Origin of the sequence: Candidatus Hartigia pinicola (assembly GCA_020541205.1) — a bacterium.
Taxonomy (GTDB): domain Bacteria; phylum Pseudomonadota; class Gammaproteobacteria; order Enterobacterales; family Enterobacteriaceae; genus Hartigia; species Hartigia pinicola.
Genome location: CP048208.1, coordinates 296,328 through 316,286 on the forward strand (window position 1 = coordinate 296,328; position 19,959 = coordinate 316,286).

Annotated in this window: 5 protein-coding genes, 3 tRNA genes and 1 pseudogene; 4 read left to right on the top strand and 5 right to left on the bottom strand. The window is 28.7% G+C overall.

Annotated features, from left to right (window positions below; translation table 11 throughout):
* Positions 1-410 precede the first annotated feature (410 nt).
* Positions 411-3,893: a DNA polymerase III subunit alpha gene (gene dnaE, locus GFV14_RS00635; RefSeq protein WP_457914427.1), complete on the top strand. Its 3,483-nt coding sequence runs from the start codon at positions 411-413 to the stop codon at positions 3,891-3,893.
* A 2,581-nt stretch (positions 3,894-6,474) separates the two neighbouring features.
* Here dnaE and nagB read toward each other — a convergent pair.
* Entirely contained in the window at positions 6,475-7,281 is an 807-nt protein-coding gene (nagB, locus tag GFV14_RS00640) for a glucosamine-6-phosphate deaminase (protein WP_457914428.1), read from the bottom strand.
* Between the two features lie 350 nt (positions 7,282-7,631).
* On the opposite strand from nagB, the gene nagE reads away from it, so the two are divergent.
* Entirely contained in the window at positions 7,632-9,659 is a 2,028-nt protein-coding gene (nagE, locus tag GFV14_RS00645; protein ID WP_457914429.1) for an N-acetylglucosamine-specific PTS transporter subunit IIBC, read from the top strand.
* An 880-nt stretch (positions 9,660-10,539) separates the two neighbouring features.
* Here nagE and GFV14_RS00650 read toward each other — a convergent pair.
* From GFV14_RS00650 to ubiF, 4 genes are all read right to left on the bottom strand, one after another.
* A tRNA-Gln gene (locus GFV14_RS00650) sits at positions 10,540-10,614 on the bottom strand.
* Between the two features lie 27 nt (positions 10,615-10,641).
* Positions 10,642-10,726: transfer RNA gene (locus tag GFV14_RS00655), tRNA-Leu, on the bottom strand.
* Positions 10,727-10,732: 6 nt separating this feature from the next.
* Positions 10,733-10,810, bottom strand: a tRNA-Met gene (locus GFV14_RS00660).
* A gap of 4,493 nt (positions 10,811-15,303) precedes the next feature.
* Positions 15,304-16,491 (bottom strand): 3-demethoxyubiquinol 3-hydroxylase, encoded by a 1,188-nt coding sequence (gene ubiF, locus GFV14_RS00665; RefSeq protein WP_457914430.1) that lies wholly within the window; start codon positions 16,489-16,491, stop codon positions 15,304-15,306.
* Between the two features lie 326 nt (positions 16,492-16,817).
* Between ubiF and miaB the strand changes: the two are divergent.
* Positions 16,818-18,155: pseudogene (gene miaB, locus GFV14_RS00670) on the top strand (tRNA (N6-isopentenyl adenosine(37)-C2)-methylthiotransferase MiaB); the annotation flags it as partial.
* A gap of 1,030 nt (positions 18,156-19,185) precedes the next feature.
* Complete coding sequence (gene ybeY / locus GFV14_RS00675) at positions 19,186-19,647, top strand: rRNA maturation RNase YbeY (RefSeq protein ID WP_457914431.1); 462 nt, start codon at positions 19,186-19,188, stop codon at positions 19,645-19,647.
* Positions 19,648-19,959 lie beyond the last annotated feature (312 nt).

Below are 19,959 nucleotides of genomic sequence, written 5' to 3' on the forward strand. Positions count from 1 at the left end.
GAAATCTTCGATCTTGTTGTATGTGGTATAATTTAACCAAAAAGATTGAATAGTATGATGATTGCATCTTCAAAGAAGTTGTTAATATAGTTTAAATGATAACAAAATTAATTATTGCATTTGATTTTATTAGTAAACGAAAATTACTCTTTAGTTGTCTCTATGATATTTTAAGGAATTAATAAATTTAATAGTATAACACAAGACATCAGCCTTACATTACTTTTAATAAATTTTTTATAAATAGAGACATCTTTACATTCAATGAAATTTATTTTAAATAAAATGTTATAGAATCAAATTATTAAATACTTATCATTTTAAAATTTTTTGTAATTTTGTGCAAGACATTTTCAGAGTAAGAGTTTTACTACTGTATTGAGCATGAAAAAAGATCGAGTATAAATTTAATGGCTACACCTAGTTTTATTCACTTACATGTTCATAGTGACTATTCCATGATTGATGGCCTCACTAAAATAACATGCTTAGTTCAAAAAGTGGCTGCTATGCGAATGCCTGCATTTGCCATCACAGATTTTACCAATCTATGTGGGGTAGTAAAATTTTATACTGCTGCTTATAGCGCAGGTATTAAACCAATTATTGGCGCCGATTTCTTTGTTGAAAGTGAATTGCTCGGTAATACAATTTCTCATTTAACAGTGCTGGCTTATAATAATAAAGGTTATCAAAATCTTAGTTTATTAATCTCTAAAGCTTATCAAAAAGGTTATAGTGCAATTGGCCCCACTATTCATCGTGATTGGTTAGTGAAATACAAAACAGGTTTAATTTTACTTTCTGGTGGTCGTCATGGTGATGTTGGTCAGCTTCTGTTACGTGGTAATAAAGCATTAGTTGATTCTTGTTTGAGATTCTATGAAACACATTTTTCTAACTGTTATTATTTGGAGTTGGTTCGAACTGGTCGTCTTCAAGAAGAAAGTTATTTACATGAAGCAGTAAAACTTGCTATACGAAGAGGCTTGCCAGTTGTTGCAACGAATGACGTACGTTTTATTAAAAGCAGTGATTTTGAAGCTCATGAGATTCGTGTAGCAATTCACGATGGTTTTACATTATCAGACTCGAAACGACCTAATAATTATAGCGCTCAACAGTACTTACGAACTGAAGAAGAGATGTGTAAATTATTTTTTGATATCCCAGAAGCTTTAGAAAACAGTGTAGAGATTGCTAAGCGTTGTAATGTGACAATACGTTTTGGTGAGTATTTTCTTCCACAATTCCCAACTGGTGATATGGCAATTGAAGATTTTTTAGTAATGCGATCAAAAGAAGGCTTGGAAAAACGTTTAGCATTTTTGTTTCCTGACAAAAAAGTGAAAATAAAAAAGCGTTTTAAGTATGATGAACGTTTAAATATTGAGCTTAACGTTATTAATAAAATGGGTTTTCCTGGATATTTCTTAGTAGTTATGGAATTTATTCAGTGGTCAAAAGATCATGGTATTCCCGTAGGGCCAGGTAGAGGTTCAGGTGCAGGTTCTCTTGTGGCTTATGCATTGAAAATTACTGATTTAGATCCTTTAGAATTTGACTTACTCTTTGAACGGTTTTTAAATCCTGAACGTGTTTCTATGCCAGACTTTGATGTTGATTTTTGCATGGAAAAGCGTGATCAAGTTATTGATCATGTCGCTGAAATGTATGGACGTGATGCAGTATCTCAGATTATCACTTTTGGTACAATGACTGCAAAGGCAGTGATTCGTGATGTTGGTCGTGTTCTTGGTCATCCATATAGTTTTGTTGATCGGATCTCTAAACTAATTCCTGTTGATCTTGGCATAACTCTTGAAAAAGCTATAGAATCTGAGCCGAAGTTAACAGAGCTCTATAAATCTAATGAAGAAGTGAAATTATTAATTGATATGGCTCGTCAATTAGAGGGTGTCACACGTAATGCGGGGAAACATGCTGGTGGAGTAGTGATTTCTCCAAGTAAAATTACTGATTTTTCTCCATTATATTATGATTCAGAAGGAAAAAACCCAGTTACCCAATTTGATAAAAATGATATTGAATACGTAGGATTAGTAAAATTTGATTTCTTGGGCCTACGTACATTAACAATTATCCATTGGACGTTGGAGATGATTAATGCTCGACGTAATCAAAAAGAACGTAAATGCATTGATATTAGCATTATACCATTAAATGATATGAAAAGTTTTGAGATGCTACAGCGATCAGAAACGACTGGAGTATTTCAGTTAGAATCTCGAGGAATGAAAGACTTAATTAAAAGATTACGTCCTGATTGTTTCGAAGATATGATAGCGTTGGTTGCTTTATTCAGACCAGGACCTTTACAATCAGGCATGGTTGATAATTTTATTAACCGTAAACACGGACGTGAAGAAATTTCATATCCTGATGTACAATGGCAGCATGAAATATTACAACCTGTACTGGAACCAACTTACGGTATTATTTTATATCAAGAGCAGGTTATGCAGATTGCTCAAATCTTGGCTGGTTATACTTTAGGTGGTGCAGATATGCTGCGCCGTGCTATGGGGAAAAAAAAACCAGAAGAGATGGCAAAGCAACGCTTAGTTTTTAAAGAAGGATCAATTAAAAATGGTATCGATAGTGTTTTATCAATGAAAATTTTTGATTTGGTAGAAAAATTTTCTAGTTATGGATTCAATAAATCTCATTCAGCTGCTTATGCATTACTTTCTTATCAGACTTTATGGCTCAAGACGCATTATCCTGCTGAATTTATGGCTGCAATAATGACCGCTGACATGGATAATATAGAGAAAGTTGTTAGTGTTGTAGATGAGTGCTGGCGAATGGGATTAAAAGTTTTACCACCAGATATTAATAGTGGACTGTATCATTTTCACGTCAATAATAACGGTGAGATTGTATATGGTATTGGTGCTATAAAAGGTATTGGTGAAGGTCCAATAGAAACTATTATACAGGCACGACAAAAAGATGGAATTTTTAAAAGTATTTTTGATCTATGCGCTCGCATAGATATTAAAAAAATTAATCGCCGAGTAATGGAAAAGCTTATTATGGCTGGTGCTCTCGATCATTTAGGGCCACATCGTGCTGCTTTAATGTTTTCTCTTGGAGATGCAATGAAAGCTGCTGATCAACATACTAAAGCAGAACTTATTGGGCAATCAGATATGTTTGGTGTGCTTACGGCATCATCTGAACAGGTGGAAAGTTCTTATGCTAATGTTTCTAAATGGTCAGATCAAATTATTTTAGATGGTGAAAGAGAAACACTAGGTCTTTATTTAACTGGGCATCCAATAAATCAATACTTAAATGAAATTAAACATTATAGTCATGGGTTAAAATTAAAGGATGTGAACATAAATTCTTATAGTCAAATTACAACTGTAGTAGGTTTAGTGCTTTCAGTTAAAATTATTACGACTAAGCGTGGCAACCGAATTGGTATTTGTACACTTGATGATCGATCTGGTCGTTTAGATATTATGTTATTTTCAGATGTATTAGATAAATATCAGCATTTACTAGAAAAAGACACAATTCTTCTTGCTACTGGTCAAGTGAGTTTTGATGATTTTAATAACAGTAATAGAATGATAGTTAGAGAGTTAATGGGGATTACCGAAGCTAGAGAAAAACACGCCCGAGGTTTAATAATTTCATTGTTAGAGAAACAAGTTAATGAGCAGTTACTCAATCAACTTTGTAGCACTCTTGAGAACTATCGTTCAGGAAGTATCCCAGTTTATTTGTATTATCAGACAGTAAATGCTAGAGTGAAACTGAAGTTTGGTGTCATTTGGTGCGTAACACCTGTAGATTCTTTGTTGAACTCTCTCCGAACTTTATTAGGTCATGAGCAAGTGGCATTGAAATTTGACTAAAATACAAGTATTATAAGTTTATATTTTTATAGATTATAAGAATTTATTATTGAATGAAAAGTGCAATTCACTCTACGACTATCATGATGACTATTACAATGATCATTGAGCAATTAAATTTAATAGAAAATGATGTAATTATATAAATAAAAAATTAAATTAAAGAATAAAATTTTTTCTGATTTTTAAGATGCATCATAGTATCTATAATATTTTTCGGTTTCACAAAGGTGTAATTGTTATAATAAAATATATAAAATTGCACAATACGAAAGAAAATCTCTATAATTTTGTATGTTTGTATTAGAAGCTTTGTCATAGAGCATTAACTTGAATAAATGATGTCAGTGTTTTTTTGTTGACCGAATCATAAAAGTACAGTATCTTCTAGCGTATCAGTCTTAGTGTCAAGAGGGTAAGTGCATTGATACTCAAAAGCAATTTTGAATTACTTACATGTTATATTTTTTTTATAATTCTATGTTATATTATTTTTATTATTTAAGATATTGCAAGTAATTTGTTAGTTATCAATCTGACTAACACGATCAATATGTTTGATATACAGTACTGATTCTTTATTTTATTAGATAATTATACCTATATTATTTAGAATGTCTTAGATAGCCTTATTATCAGATAACGAGACACGGATCTCACTAACTTTCAGTTTGACAAGCTACAACTTGTTAATAATCTAAATTTATAGGTTCAATATTTTTAGTAATATTGATTATGAATTACGATATAAAAATTTTTTCTTTGAAGATTACAATTAAAGAAGATATAAATATATACTCTGAAACTTCATAAAGCAAAAATAGCACAAGCATCTTTATTGTCATGTAATAATACAATAGTTATTTTTTATAACAATTGGTGATTTAAAAAATGAAACTAGGATGTTATTAGATTTTGTTTTTTATTAGTAAGAGTTAATATGTTCTTAACTTGTTAATGCTTAATATGGTTAGACTAAAAAATATTTAATAAATTTAAGTTTTATTGCTTAAAAATCAAAATATTTATAATACTAAAAGTTAACATGTGAAGTATTTTGTAAAATGTTTCGTATCTTTAGGAGGGGTCTTTAAGTAGTTCTAGCTTCTAATTTACTTTAATTTAAAAGATGATATCTTTCTATTATAAACTTCTTAGAAAGGACGCAGTGAGAAACAAAACTAGAGTTTTGAGAAAAAATTTAAAAACATCTTTAAAAATCAAGTGTTATAATAAAATAATCAGAATAAACGCGCATACTACTAACGTGATTTCAAATTTTAAAAGTGTTAAAGACGCGAATGTGCGTGTGCGTGAAAAGTCTATTCAAATACCGTGTCAGTTAAAAATAATTTTACTGACAGGGCAAAGTTTCTTGATAGTTCTAGTTGTTATAAACCGGATATTTTATATAAAATATATTAATAGGCATGTATTAATATAAGTGTAACGTTTTTAGATAGTATTTATCTGTTAGGAAGTGTCAATTGTTAGAATAAAAAGAAAAATCAACTCGAAAATTTGAAAGTGATTATGAAATATGATATAATAAACATTATTTATATGAGTAAAAAGTTTTTTAAAATTTAGCACAAAATCTAAAAGTATTAATCTGTTTCTGTTTCTGGGGTATATAAAATTGCTTATTATTGTCTTTGTCTTGTAGAAAATATTTATGTAGAATACAAATTTTTGTTTAAAATATTTACATTCTTAACATGAATATCATTTATAATAATAAAAAACATACACTTCATGGTGTTGACTTTCATTTTATAGAATTTTAATAAGACTAGTGTATCACTAGGAAATATTAATTTATAAATAAATTGAAAATAAATACCAATTTTGAAATTCATGAATAATGTATTATGATTTTATTTTTTATTCTTAAATAAAAATAGTTTTACTATGTAATATAGTTGATAAATATAGAAAGAATTATCTATTATTTATAATATTTTAGTCACTATAATAATAGAATTTTATTAGTAAATTACATAATAAAAAACTTTTTTAAAAAGTAATATTAATATTTTATAATCTAAACTCACAATCTAAACTAAAGAATTAAATATGATATTTTTTAAGTATATAGTTGTTATATTTACACTCTATTTATTAGTATATTATTTAAAATAAACAATTGAGGTTAAAATCAGATTTTAGACGTTATATATACTCATTAGATTATTATATATTCTTAAAACGCTGTAGTATCATGTTTTTCTTTATTGGAATTAAATTATACGACACTACAGTTATAGTGTTATGAATTTATATATAGAAGAAATAACGATAATTGAAATATCTTATTCTTCTGTAATATCAAAGAATTTTAGCATACGGTAGATATTTTAATTAGATTATCATTAATAATAATAACATGCTTGTTTATTTTTTAATATATATGATTAATATCATTAGTTATTAGTTATTAGTTATTAGTTATTAGTTATTAGTTATTAGTTATTAGTTATTAGTTATTAGTTATTAGTTAATATATATACAATATAGTGTGCCTAATTTTAAAGAGAAAATATTAAGTGATTGATCAAATTTAACTGATGAAGCAATCAAACTATGGGCTAAAAATTTCAAGACTATCTAATTCTAATTGTCTGAAATATTTTAGTGTTCTGACTTTTAATTCAAGTATTGCCGGTTCATCACAAATAAGTAGCGCTTTTTGATGCATTTGTATACAGCTGACAGTCCATAAATGGTTTACTGCACCTTCAACAGCATTTTGAACGGCATTAGCTTTATTAGAACCAGTAGCTAATATCATAAGCTCTTGTGCATCCATCAGTGTTGCTATACCAACAGTAAGTGCATATTTAGGAACTTGATTGACATCTTTATCAAAAAAACGTGAGTTTGCAACACGAGTTTCTTCAGTTAATGAAGTAATACGTGTACGAGAGTTTAATGATGAACCTGGTTCATTAAACGCAATATGGCCATCATTACCGACGCCACCTACAAATAAATTAATTTGACCATAGGATTTGATTAAGTCTTCGTAGCGTTGGCATTCAATATCTACGTCAAGTGCGTTACCATTAAGTAAATGAATGTTCTTTTTTTGAATATTAATATGGTTAAAAAAATGTTGATACATAAACGTACAGTAGCTTTGTGGATGATTTTTTGAAAGCCCTACGTATTCATCCATGTTGAATGTAACAACATGTTTACAGCTAACTTTATTAGCTTGATATAATGCGATGAGTGCTTTGTAGGTAGGAAGTGGTGTTTCGCCAGTGGGTAGTCCTAGTACAAAAGGACGTTTAGCGGTTGGGTGAAATGTGTTAATTTTATCTGCGATATATTGTGCAGACCAAGTGCCAACACTACAGGGGTTTTTAAGTAGGATAAGCCTCATGATTCTTTACCTCTATTTAAGTTTCTTAAATCTATATGTAACCTTTTCTTCATTAAGAAGAATAAAGTACTATAATTATTAATTTCTGATTCATAATCTAGCTAATATCAGTAGATAGTTTGTTATTAACAATAAAATAAGTGTGATGTAATATCCATTACTTTAAAGTAGATGAAATTCCTATCATTGATGTTTATCACAAATTCTACCTATTTATTGTATATTGCGAAAAAATTATTCTACACTGTACAAGAGTTATGCTCCATCATTTGAATCATTATTGAATTGCATAGTGCAAGATTAAAAGATCATGTAAATGGGGAAATAATAGAATTATAAAGGTGAATTTTATGAATATTCTTAACTACTTACAGAGAATTGGTAGAGCATTAATGGTTCCGGTTGCATTATTACCTGTTTCCGCAATTTTAATGGGAATTGGGTATTGGATTGATTCAGGTGATTGGGGTGCTAATAGTGGAATCGCGGCTTTACTAATTAAACCTGGTTCGGCAATTATTGACAATATGTCTGTACTATTTGCGATTGGTGTAGCTTATGGTATGTCAAAAGATAAAGACGGCGCTGCAGCACTAACTGGTTTTGTTGGTTTTCTTGTTGTAATCACACTCTGCGCTCCGGAGTCTTATTCAATTATTATGGATGTTTCGTTTAACGAAGTTCCGGAGGCTTTTAATAAGATTAATAATCAGTTTGTAGGTATCATTGTTGGTATACTTTCCGCTGAATTATATAATCGCTATAGCAGTGTTGAACTACCTCAAGCATTATCATTTTTCAGCGGTCGTCGTATTGTTCCAATTTTAACTTCTTTCCTAATGCTGTTTCTCGCTTTTATATTAATGTATGTATGGCCAATTATTTATAATGGTCTGGTTTCTTTTGGTCAAATTATCAAAGATTTAGGTGCAGTCGGTGCAGGTATTTATGCGTTCTTCAACCGCTTACTTATTCCAGTCGGCTTACATCATGTCTTGAACTCTGTATTTTGGTTTGATGTTGTAGGAATTAATGATATTCCTAATTTTTTAGGTGGAGCACAGTCGATTGAAGAAGGTATAGCAATACCGGGTATTACTGGGCGTTACCAAGCTGGTTTTTTCCCGATTATGCTCTTTGGCTTACCAGGTGCCGCTTTAGCTATCTATCACTGCGCACGTCCTGAAAATAAAGAAAAAGTAGCAGGTATTATGATGGCTGGTGCTTTTTCAGCATTCTTTACAGGAATCACTGAACCTATTGAGTTCTCGTTTATGTTTGTGGCACCAGTACTGTACGTTATTCATGCTTTATTAATGGGTATCTCTGTATATATTTCAGCGACTATGGAGTGGATTTCAGGATTTGGCTTTAGTGCAGGTCTCGTTGATATGTTGCTGCAATCACGTAATCCACTAGCAATACATTGGTGGATGTTAATTATTCAAGGTATAGTATTTTTCTGTATTTATTATGTTATTTTTCGTTTTATGATTAAGAAGCTGAATCTTATCACTCCTGGACGTGAAGAAAGTTCTCACGGTAAAATAATTGATTATTATCGAGATAATCTTAGGGTAAAAAATAATAGCGATACTAATATTCAAAAAATCGCTCGTCAATATGTTGCTGCGTTAGGTGGTAGTGATAATTTAACTAGTATTGATGCATGTATTACTCGTCTTCGTTTAGTTGTTAAAGATGCCAGCATTGTGAATGATATAATGGTGAAAGATATTGGCGCATCAGGATTAATTCGTCTCAACAAACAGAGTCTGCAAGTGATTATCGGTACAAGAGCTGAATTAGTTGCAAGTGCAATGAAAGATGTCATAGCCAAAGGTCCTATTGCAGCATTTTTACCTATATCTGTACAAGAAACGGAAACAATAATTAATCCAGAACAAACCCAAAATAAGGTTATTCTTTCTGTTTTTGCTCCAGTAAGTGGTGAAATTTGTTCACTTGATGATGTACCAGATCAAGCGTTTTCTACTCGTGTCGTAGGTGATGGTGTTGCGATCAAAGCGAATAGCAGTGAAGTTTTAGCCCCTGTATCTGGCAAGATTGTGAAAATTTTTGAAACAAATCATGCTTTTTGCATTGTAACAGATAATGGTGTTGAATTAATTGTACATATAGGTATTGACACAGTTATACTGAAAGGTAAAGGTTTTACACGTTTAGTAGATGAAGGTAGAAAAGTGAAAGCAGGTATGCCAATTCTAAAATTAAATATAGGTTTTCTTGAATCGCATACTAAATCTATAATTAGCCCTGTGATTATCAGTAATATTGATGATTTTTCTAGTATTGAAATTTTAGGAAAAGGTTATGTCATTGCAGGTGAAACCATAATTTATAATGTACTCAAATGAACTAATTAGTTAAGAAAAAATTAGTAATGTGGTTAAATAATCTTGTATATATGTAAATACCCGATCGTATGCTTGATATCGGGTATTTGTGTATAAAGTTAAAACTAATGTGGTATGTTACAAAAAAATAAATATCAGAAAAAATTAGTCGTATATACAAATAATTTTTGAAGGTTGTTCATATTTGGTAATCTATGAATATATTTTAATGAATTAGTGTGTTAAAAGTGTATTAAAAAATCAACTACAGGTTGTATTATTTTATAATCACACGTACTGTATAAGACATATTATCTGACATTTTTACCTATACAATTTTTATTTAGTTATATATTCTGTATGTATAATATTGGTTGTTATGTATCCTTTGAAGAGGTTTACTTGTCTGTCTGCTTATTATTTTTTAAATAAATTTGAGTGTCTATATGTCATTCTTCATCGAAGTTTAAAAAAAATTTTTATTCGTGTTATTGATTTACACTATTCTAGCCTACAGTTTCAGGCTGTGTATATCAATGACATAAAGTGAGTGTTAGCATATTGATTTTTGCTAAAACATATCTTGTTAATTATATTTTTCAATTTGCGCTCGAATAAATTTTTCTCTGTTTTTAATATTTTTTTTATTGTTAAGCATATAAGCATTATACAGTATTCTCAGTATTCTCTCTAAGAGCATTATAATAGTAGTATCTCAATGTTAATTAATTTTGAGAATGTACAGCAAAATACAAACATTTCAGATATATCAACTTTCGAGTATCTAGGTTCAATAGTTAAATAAAAAAATTTAATTCATGATAGTATTTTAATGGCTATAACTCTTATCGGTTTTTATATTTTTATAAAAATATATGGACAATAATTAAACTTAAAAAAATGGCTGGGGTACCAGGATTCGAACCTGGGAATGCCAGGATCAAAACCTGGTGCCTTACCGCTTGGCTATACCCCAATTTTAAATTTAATAACTAGAATAAAATGGTGCGGGAGGCGAGAGTTGAACTCGCACACCTTACGGAGCCAGAACCTAAATCTGGTGCGTCTACCAGTTTCGCCACTCCCGCAAATTATGGTGGCTATGACGGGATTTGAACCTGTGACTCCAACATTATGAGTGTTGTGCTCTAACCAAGCTGAGCTACATAGCCATCGCTTTTGAGTTATTTTCTCGTTGCTGTTATGAGGCGGATTATGCTAATTATAGCTGATTCAGTCAATAGATTTTTTACTATTTTGTGAAAATACAGTTTTTATTTGATAAATAATAATCTTTTTGATTAAGTCAATAAAATATAAATATCTCATCAAACATCTGATATTTTATGTTGTAATAATTGCAATCATCTTGACATGTGAGATTAATAGCTATTTAATAGTGCTTTTTAATCACAATATTTACATAGAATAAATAATTATAATTCATTGATTCAATAAAATCCGTTTTATTTATTATAGGATCTTTGCTAGCGTAAAAAGCAAGTCTAAAGTAATTACATGAATTTAAAATATTTAAATGAATAAACATTTTTTTTTAAGAAACTAACATGTATATGCTATGAAAAACTGAATACATATAAAATATTTGTATGGAACTATATATTCTTATAATGATCGACTGTAAGATACTCTCTCTAGTAAAGTTCTCAGAAAAAAATATTGCATAATTTGTTATGTACTATCAAAATAAAAAAACGTTAAAATCATAGAACATTTACTCCAGTAAAAATTAAAAATATAATTAATAAAATATATATTTTTAGAAAATCAGAATACTAAAACTCAATTTATGTCATTGATATATAAGGTTTAAAAATATAGACTAGACTGATATAGATGTGATAATATTAAGAAAATGATTTCCGTATTTCAAAAATACGTTGCGTATAGACTGTATGATCGTATAACAATTGCATATATAAAATATCAGATAATGCGTGCTATACATTAAGTATAATTATAAAACAGAGTAATCTCTATCTTTTCTCTGTTCAAAAAAATATTTTATTATTAACAGTACATTATTTTATCTGAGAAAATTTTGTTAAATGCATAAAGACTGTAAACAAGTATTTAAATACTATCTATAATGTCTTATGTATTATTTATTTTTTACTTAAAAAGAAAGTAACTATATATCAAAACACTAGTGTTTTAATAATGAATATTAAGTTTTAATATTAGCCAATAGAGCTAAGATTGAGTAATTCTTTATAAGATAATTTTTAATTAGCGTCTCTTAGTATATGATTTGTTTTTATTACCACAATAGTCATAGTAAAATAGATTGATACATAAAATATTATGTATATTATCGTAATAAAAATTAAAGATTGACTATATTTTACTGATTAAATTTATTTTAACTTTAAAGAACAAGTGCGAAAATTGTTGTTATTAGTATTGCATGTAATATATTCTGAGTATTATTTTATATTTAATAACACATTCTCTGTGAGAAAAAGAAGTATTATACTCTATACTTAAACTAATGATTAGATAGGATCAAATTAATAGTTTACGTATAAAAGAGTTGGTTTTGTTGTTTTCTTAGTTTCGAGATTGTTCTTCTTTAGTAGGAATACAATTTGAGTATTCTCTTCTTGATTGAAGAGTGTCTGATGATGATTGTGTATAGTTATTGATTAATATTGATAAGCATACAAAAGACTACGTGATCTAATAAAAAGAAATGCTTTAGAAAGTACTAGAATGCGAACATACTCTTTTTTAATTTCTCACGAGTTATTGATCTTGTTAAATCAAGCGCGATCTCCATGTTAATTTATTTATATGAATTGACATTAGTATATTGTTTAGTAGTGAAATTCAATGAGTAGCTGAAGTTACAGTGATACAATTTACTTTTAAGTTTTGAATTAGTGCTTGATACTCTATTCATGCTAATGCTAAGAAAAAACTTTATTATATTAATTAGGTTAAAGCTGAGACATACGAAATAAGAGTATTAGCTTTTTGTAGCATGTTCTCAGTATTCTTATTAGATGTAATGAATCATCTAATTTGAAGATCATCTGTTATGATTTAGCTTTTATATATTTCCATCTTCATTAATAAAATTATATTCAGCTATGAAGGTAGTTATAAACTACAAAGTTCATAACAGATAGTCTTCGTATTGTATTAGTAGGAATAAACAGTGGGAAAAATGCTATATTGTGCATTTAATTATTGACGAAATGATTATAACTAATAGTATTAGCGTATAAGTTTATTTTTTAGTACATATTAAGATTATACCACTCTAATTTAGCATTGTTTATAGTTTGTTAACTTATGATTTTAGCCTGTCTTAACATGTGTCGCATGACTTATACTTGGTGATATAGTTTATAGATATGATTATTATTACATGACATCGTTACGTTATTTTCTAAATTTAACACTCAGAGATTAAAGCATTATATTACTCATTAGTTGAAAAGAAAGAAGGATACGTCAATAGATTAATGTTATAAGTTGGGGTGTGAGTTATAAAAAGTAATTTAATGATTACAAATAAGATATAATTAAGCTAATAATTAATATTAGCTTAACTTGTTTTTTAATTATAAATCTTGTGTTTAATCATGATAATGATTAAATTATTTCGTTTTTAACTTTAAGTTATGTCAACTGTATTAACTAAATAAAAATATTGAGAACCATATATCATTTTATGATAGTGAAACCCATGAATACAGTAAAGAACGTGAAACAACTAGTAAAGCAAAATTAGATAATATAATGATACAGACTATACAAGAGCGATATGTTTTATAATAAGAAAATGGTGATTTCATAACGTTTTATTGAATCAAATGTTATGATACATTTAAGAGAAAAAGATTATTTCAATTATTATTTATTGTTTTGCATGGTATCATTTAATCAGATATTAAAAATAATAGTAGATGTTTATATTATTCGTAGGGTATGTTATTCTTGTACTATCAAGATTAATAATTACGATAGATTTTTACTAGATTAAGAAATTAATTTTGCAATTTATAGAAAAACTAAATATTGTATTCAGTAATATTAGTATTAGAAATCAGTGAACCAGAATTGATATAAGTGACTAATTTTAAAATGGATTAAGAAAATAATTAATGAATTTATTAAAGTTGGCTAAGTGATATTTTTAATCTCAGTTTCGATGAGTTTTTTTATTCAAATAATAAAATTAAATGCTAATCTTTTTATGATGAAAATTGTCATAAAATTTCTTCACTTAAAGTCTGATTGCTGTGTTTAATATTGTCTACTTCTCAATATCATTTAGGGCTTTTGCAGGTTTGTCAACTTTTTGTTCTGTGAAGTGTCGTTAAGTTTTAATAAGACTCTAACGTATGTATACTTCATATCTCGATGTGATAAAGAGTGTTAGAGTATAGTAACTTTTGCAACTATTAATGAGTCAATAAGTATGATAATTACGACAATACTGGATCTAACAGCCTGAATAGTTACTGAATCATTTGTAAATGATTATAGATACACTGAACAATCACCATTGTTATACATTTATATATAATAGTTTATTTTTTTATGTTTTAATGAATGATAAAAGAAGAAATACTCAATTAAAAAAGACGGTATTTATTTAATATCTTTTATTAATTTTTATATCTCAGGATACAGTCCAGTTAATTTAATATACATTTAATGATTTAATTTTTGGTTATGTTGCAATTATTAATTTTATAATATTGTTTTATGTTCATTTTTTTCAGTAAATGAATAATAAACGATTATCAAAAATGTTTTACTCATCTTGACTATTGTTATTTATTAACACGTTATTAACATTTTTCAGTTAAATGTCATGCGGATTGAAATGTATTAACATATTTTCATGTTATTAATATTCCCTATTTTAATATTATTTTTATTGAATAAATTTTAGATTTAACTTTAACGTCTTATTTTATATTAAAAATTTTTGACCTGTATTATAAAGTTTTTCACGAGTGCATCTATATTTTCAATGTTTTTTACATCAACAGTACAAAAGTGTATGAATATTTAGCACACTGCTACTAGAAATCTTGGGAAGGTATATTTTTATGTGTCTTATACTGAGTGTAGTTCTTATTTATGTTGTTGTTTTTTAAAGTAAAAAATAGAAATATCAACTATTTATTTTCTAGGTATAGATTATCTAGCATGTCGCAATATGTAATTAATTTTAAATAGATACAATGTGTATGAAAATTTTAGAAATATAAATGTTTAGAGAAAATTTGTATATTTTAGTTTCTAAGTAAATAAAATATATATAATAATCATCTTTAATAATGATTTGAAATAATTTTAAAATAGATTAAATAAGTTATCTGAATTTATTTGTATTATTTTAGTTTTTAACTTTTACAGTTATATTAAATATTGCGTCACGAGTAGCGAATACATTTTTTAATGAACTAATTTATGTCAAAATCTTGCGTATCAAATAATTGAACTAGTAATATTTGTAAGTACATGATAGTTCTTTTTTAGGAAGAAACACTAAATACTAAAAGTTAGTTAAAACAATTTTTTAAGAATGTAGGATGGCATTATTAGATTTAGAAAAAAATAAATAACATATATTATTTATAATTAAACTTCTACCTTGAATTTGCATTAGTACTTTCAAAAGTCAAAGACCTAAAGCATATTTTAATATAAGTTTTTTTACTGTCTCAGTCCTTTGAACAGTCATTAATCCTATGTTACGAATAATTTTCAGACCAGGTAGAGTCTTACTATATATCATGTAAAATAAATCTATCCCTGTTTGCATAAATAAATTATCAGGTAACCGTTGATATTGATAGTTTTTTAAAATAGTTAGAGAGTACCAGGGCTTAATATATTCTTTTGCATATCTAACCACTTTTAGTAATGTATCTACATCGCGATATCCTAAATTTACCCCCTGTCCAGCAAGTGGATGTATAGTATGTGCTGCATCACCAATTAAAGCAAGCCCTTCAACTACATAACGATTAGCGTGATGGCGAGTAAGTGTAAATGCACTTGATGAATAAGCCATAACAGACCCTAAACGTTTAGGGAACTTCTGAGAAATAGCACTAGTTAATTCCTGCATCGACATTATCTGTAGGCGTCGAATGTTAGCTGGACTATTATACCAAACTAATGACGCCCAATTATTATATAATGGAAGAAAAGCTCGAGGTCCTAATGGAGAAAATTGTTGCCATGTTCTGTCTTGTTGCTGTGTAGATGTTTGAATAGTAATCAATATACAAGATTGAGAATATTGCCACCCAAGATTACCAATTCCCGATAATTTACGTACTTGTGAGTTTGAACCATCGGCCCCGATAACTAACTTCGCTTGTAAGTGACGCAAGTGATCAAGAGTAATAACCCATTCCTTTTGTCCGAGTGGTTGATAGAGATTAGTTAATTGTATAGGACAAAAAAGCTTAAGATTAATATATTTCTGACACTCTTTCCAGAGTGCTAATTGCAAGACTCGATTTTCTATCATAAATCCTAATTCAGGTAGACCAAGACTTTTTGCATCAAATATAATATTACTTCCTTCCTCTTCCCAAGTTTCGAGTTGACGATAAGGAGTGCATCGCATAGTTTGAACATGCTGCCAAGCCCCTAGCTGTTTTAATAATTCAACCGAGGAATAACTAATGGCAGAAATACGGATATCAGGCGCATTATTTATGTCAAAGGCACTAGGTTGTGATTTTTCTAATAGAGCAACACTCATGCCTTCTTTGGCAAAACCTAAAGCTGCTGCTGAACCAGTCATTCCACCACCAACTACAACTACATCATAATATTCTGTACATTTATTCATAATATGAGCTATGCATTCATTGTTTTATTGCATAGTAGTGTACCTAAATATTGCGAGATTGGTATAGAATTTTTTAGTAGAGAAATTAGATTACTAATACTTGAAATAAACACAATCCTTGTTTTTAAAAAAAAGAGGACATATCTTGTTTTGACAGCGTAGAACAGCATTACAGAATGAAAATTAAGTGATGTTTATTTGTTAATTATTTTAGGCAGGGTTTATTCTTAAGTAATGTGTGCTTTTCCCTAACACTGAATACGATATAGATTTATTACACTTTCGGAATTTATTATATTGCTCATTTCAAAATACTGGATACAAATATGTTAAAAAATAAAAAATTATACATTAAAACTTGGGGTTGCCAAATGAATGATTACGACTCATCAAAAATGGCATCGTTATTAGAAAATACGAATGGTTATCAAATTACAGACATTGCTGAAGAAGCTGATATACTACTACTGAATACTTGTTCAATCCGTGAAAAAGCACAAGAAAAAGTTTTTCATCAACTGGGTCGTTGGAAACATTTAAAAGATAGTAATCCTGAGATTATCATTGGTGTTGGTGGGTGTGTTGCTTCTCAAGAAGGTGAATTTATTCGCAGACGTGTACCTAGTGTTGATATTGTTTTTGGTCCGCAAACTCTTCATCGTCTACCGGAAATGATTAATCAAGTTAAAGAAACTGGTAGTCCAGTAATTGACATTAGTTTCCCAGAAATCGAAAAATTTGATTATTTACCTAAACCGGAAGTTAATGGTCCATCAGCACTTGTTTCAATTATGGAAGGTTGCAATAAATATTGTACATATTGTGTAGTACCGTACACCCGTGGCGAAGAAATCAGCCGTCCTTGTGATGATATTCTGTATGAAATTGCTCAATTAGCAGAGCAAGGCGTCCGTGAAGTAAATTTGTTAGGACAAAATGTTAATGCTTATCGTGGTGATACTTTTGATGGTGAAATTTGTTCATTTTCAGAATTAATTAGCCTTGTTTCTGTTATTGAGGGTATCGATAGAATACGTTTCACTACGAGTCATCCTATTGAATTTACTGATGACATTATTAAAGTTTATGAAAACACTCCTAACTTAGTGAGCTACTTGCATTTACCAGTTCAGAGTGGTTCTGATCGTATACTGAGTCTTATGAAGCGTGGATATACTACGCTTGAATATAAAGCTATTATTCGAAAATTACGTAAAGTTCGTCCTAATATTTTGATTAGTTCCGACTTTATTGTTGGCTTTCCTGGTGAAACTAATGATGATTTCGAGAAAACGATGACACTCATTTCAGATATTAATTTTGATATGAGCTTCAGTTTTATTTATTCACCACGTCCTGGTACTCCTGCTGCAGATTTGCTTGATGATGTAAGTATACAAGAGAAAAAACAACGTTTATATCTTCTTCAGAAACGCATTAATCAGCAAGCAATGCACTTTAGTAATTCTTTGTTAGGCACAATACAACGTATTTTAGTTGAAGGATCTTCACGTAAAAATATTACGGAATTTTCAGGACGAACCGAAAATAATCGTGTGGTTAACTTTCAAGGCTTACCTGATATGATTGGTACGTTTGTTGATGTAACAATCGTCGATGTTTATGCTCACTCTCTACGTGGCAATGTTATACATAACAAAAATTAAATAAGCTTATGCATTAATGAAATATAAGCCGTTGTCTATAATAATGTAGTTATAGATGAAACGAACTGAGTGTTAACAATTAGTAATATTAACGGTAAAAAATTTATTAACGAATACAAATCTTTTATAAATGACAAATAAAAACATTCTAGATTTTGTAGATAATGTATGCTTAATGATATTATGTGGTATTAAACAATACTGATATTGACAATAACTGAATATTTTCTAGGTAATCAATACATATTTAAATTTTAATTCAGATGTTATGGTTATACTCTTGTTGAGAAAGATGGGTGTGGCGTATTATCAGAGATATTATCCTTAAAAATCATCACTTTCTCTAAAAAGTATAGTGAAAAAGGTGAGTGATAGCATTTCTGATTTATAGTAAGATCTACAATACTAAAATGAAGCACAGCGTGATAAATTCTCGTGTGTAAAATTACACTTAATATATTGTTAATATTAAATTTATTATGTTACATTTTCTTTTATTTCGTACACACAGTAAAAACCTACTTTCTTATCTGATTACGTGAGAAAAAAATCAGCTATATTTCTGTCTATCGATACTATTTTATTTTCAAAATACTTAAATTAAAAAAAGTAGATTTAATGGTACGTTATTAAATGTTTTGATTTGTTGATGCATATGAGTAACCAGGGACTTGATAATATATATATTTTTTTAGAGAAAAGTTAGAACATCACAATTTAATAAATATATTTTAATTTATTTTAGCTATGATTCAAAGTGAGCGTTATGAATTATAGCACTTTCGTTTATTTATGTTTTTAGTAATAAATTTAGTGTTACGTTATGTTATTAAAGCGTTACAGGTGTTGAGAAAGTCATTGTTAATCTGTAGGGTGCAATCTATTATTTTATCTTATCCTATCGTTTTTAACTCATAATCATTATTATCAATTAAGGATTAAGAAATTAAGATGACGAGTAGAGTTACTAACGAAAAGACGAAATAAAAAGCAGGAGAAAGAATCAAGAGAGTGAGGATATAATGCAATGAATAAAATTATTATTGACTTGCAATTAGCATGTAGAGACATCATGGGTTTACCTAATAAATCTAAATTCCAAACTTGGTTAAACGCAGTTTTACTTAACTTTAAAGTAAAAAATGAAGTGACTATTCGTATTGTTGATGAAGAAGAGAGCCATTATTTAAATTTAAATTATCGAGGAAAAAATAAATCCACTAATGTACTTTCTTTTCCTTTTGAATACCATCCTGCAGTCAAGTTTCCACTTTTGGGTGATTTAATTATTTGCCGTCAAGTTGTAGAGAGAGAATCTATTGAACAAAAAAAAAATACTGAAGAGCACTGGGCGCATATAGTTTTGCATGGTTATTTACATCTTCTTGGATATGATCATATGCAAGAAGACAAAGCAAAAGAAATGGAGAAGTTAGAAACAAAAATTTTAATAGATTTAGGTTATACGGATCCTTATTTAACAGAATAAGGACCACTCTGTATTTGGTGATGTTAAATGCTAAATAAGTAAAACTATGTTAGTATTTTAAAATGTCTTAATTCTAATCTAAAATTATTTGAGTTGCATTGTTCTATGAATAAAGTTATTCCAATGAGCAGAATGAGTTGGTTATGTGAACAGTGATTTTATCTGTATTCAATTATGACACTAACTTAAGGTATGCGAATATATAAATGATCCCTGTTTTATAACTAAACATGTTAATACAATAAGTTTAATAATAAAAACGCTCCTTAACTAATCCATATAATCATTAATTGGGATATAAGAATTTAAATA

Coding starts and splice junctions, on each gene's coding strand:
- dnaE (WP_457914427.1), top strand. CDS start 411: ATGGCTACACCTAGTTTTATTCACTTACATGTTCATAGTGACTATTCC.
- ybeY (WP_457914431.1), top strand. CDS start 19,186: ATGAATAAAATTATTATTGACTTGCAATTAGCATGTAGAGACATCATG.
- nagB (WP_457914428.1), bottom strand. CDS start 7,281: ATGAGGCTTATCCTACTTAAAAACCCCTGTAGTGTTGGCACTTGGTCT.
- ubiF (WP_457914430.1), bottom strand. CDS start 16,491: ATGAATAAATGTACAGAATATTATGATGTAGTTGTAGTTGGTGGTGGA.
- nagE (WP_457914429.1), top strand. CDS start 7,632: ATGAATATTCTTAACTACTTACAGAGAATTGGTAGAGCATTAATGGTT.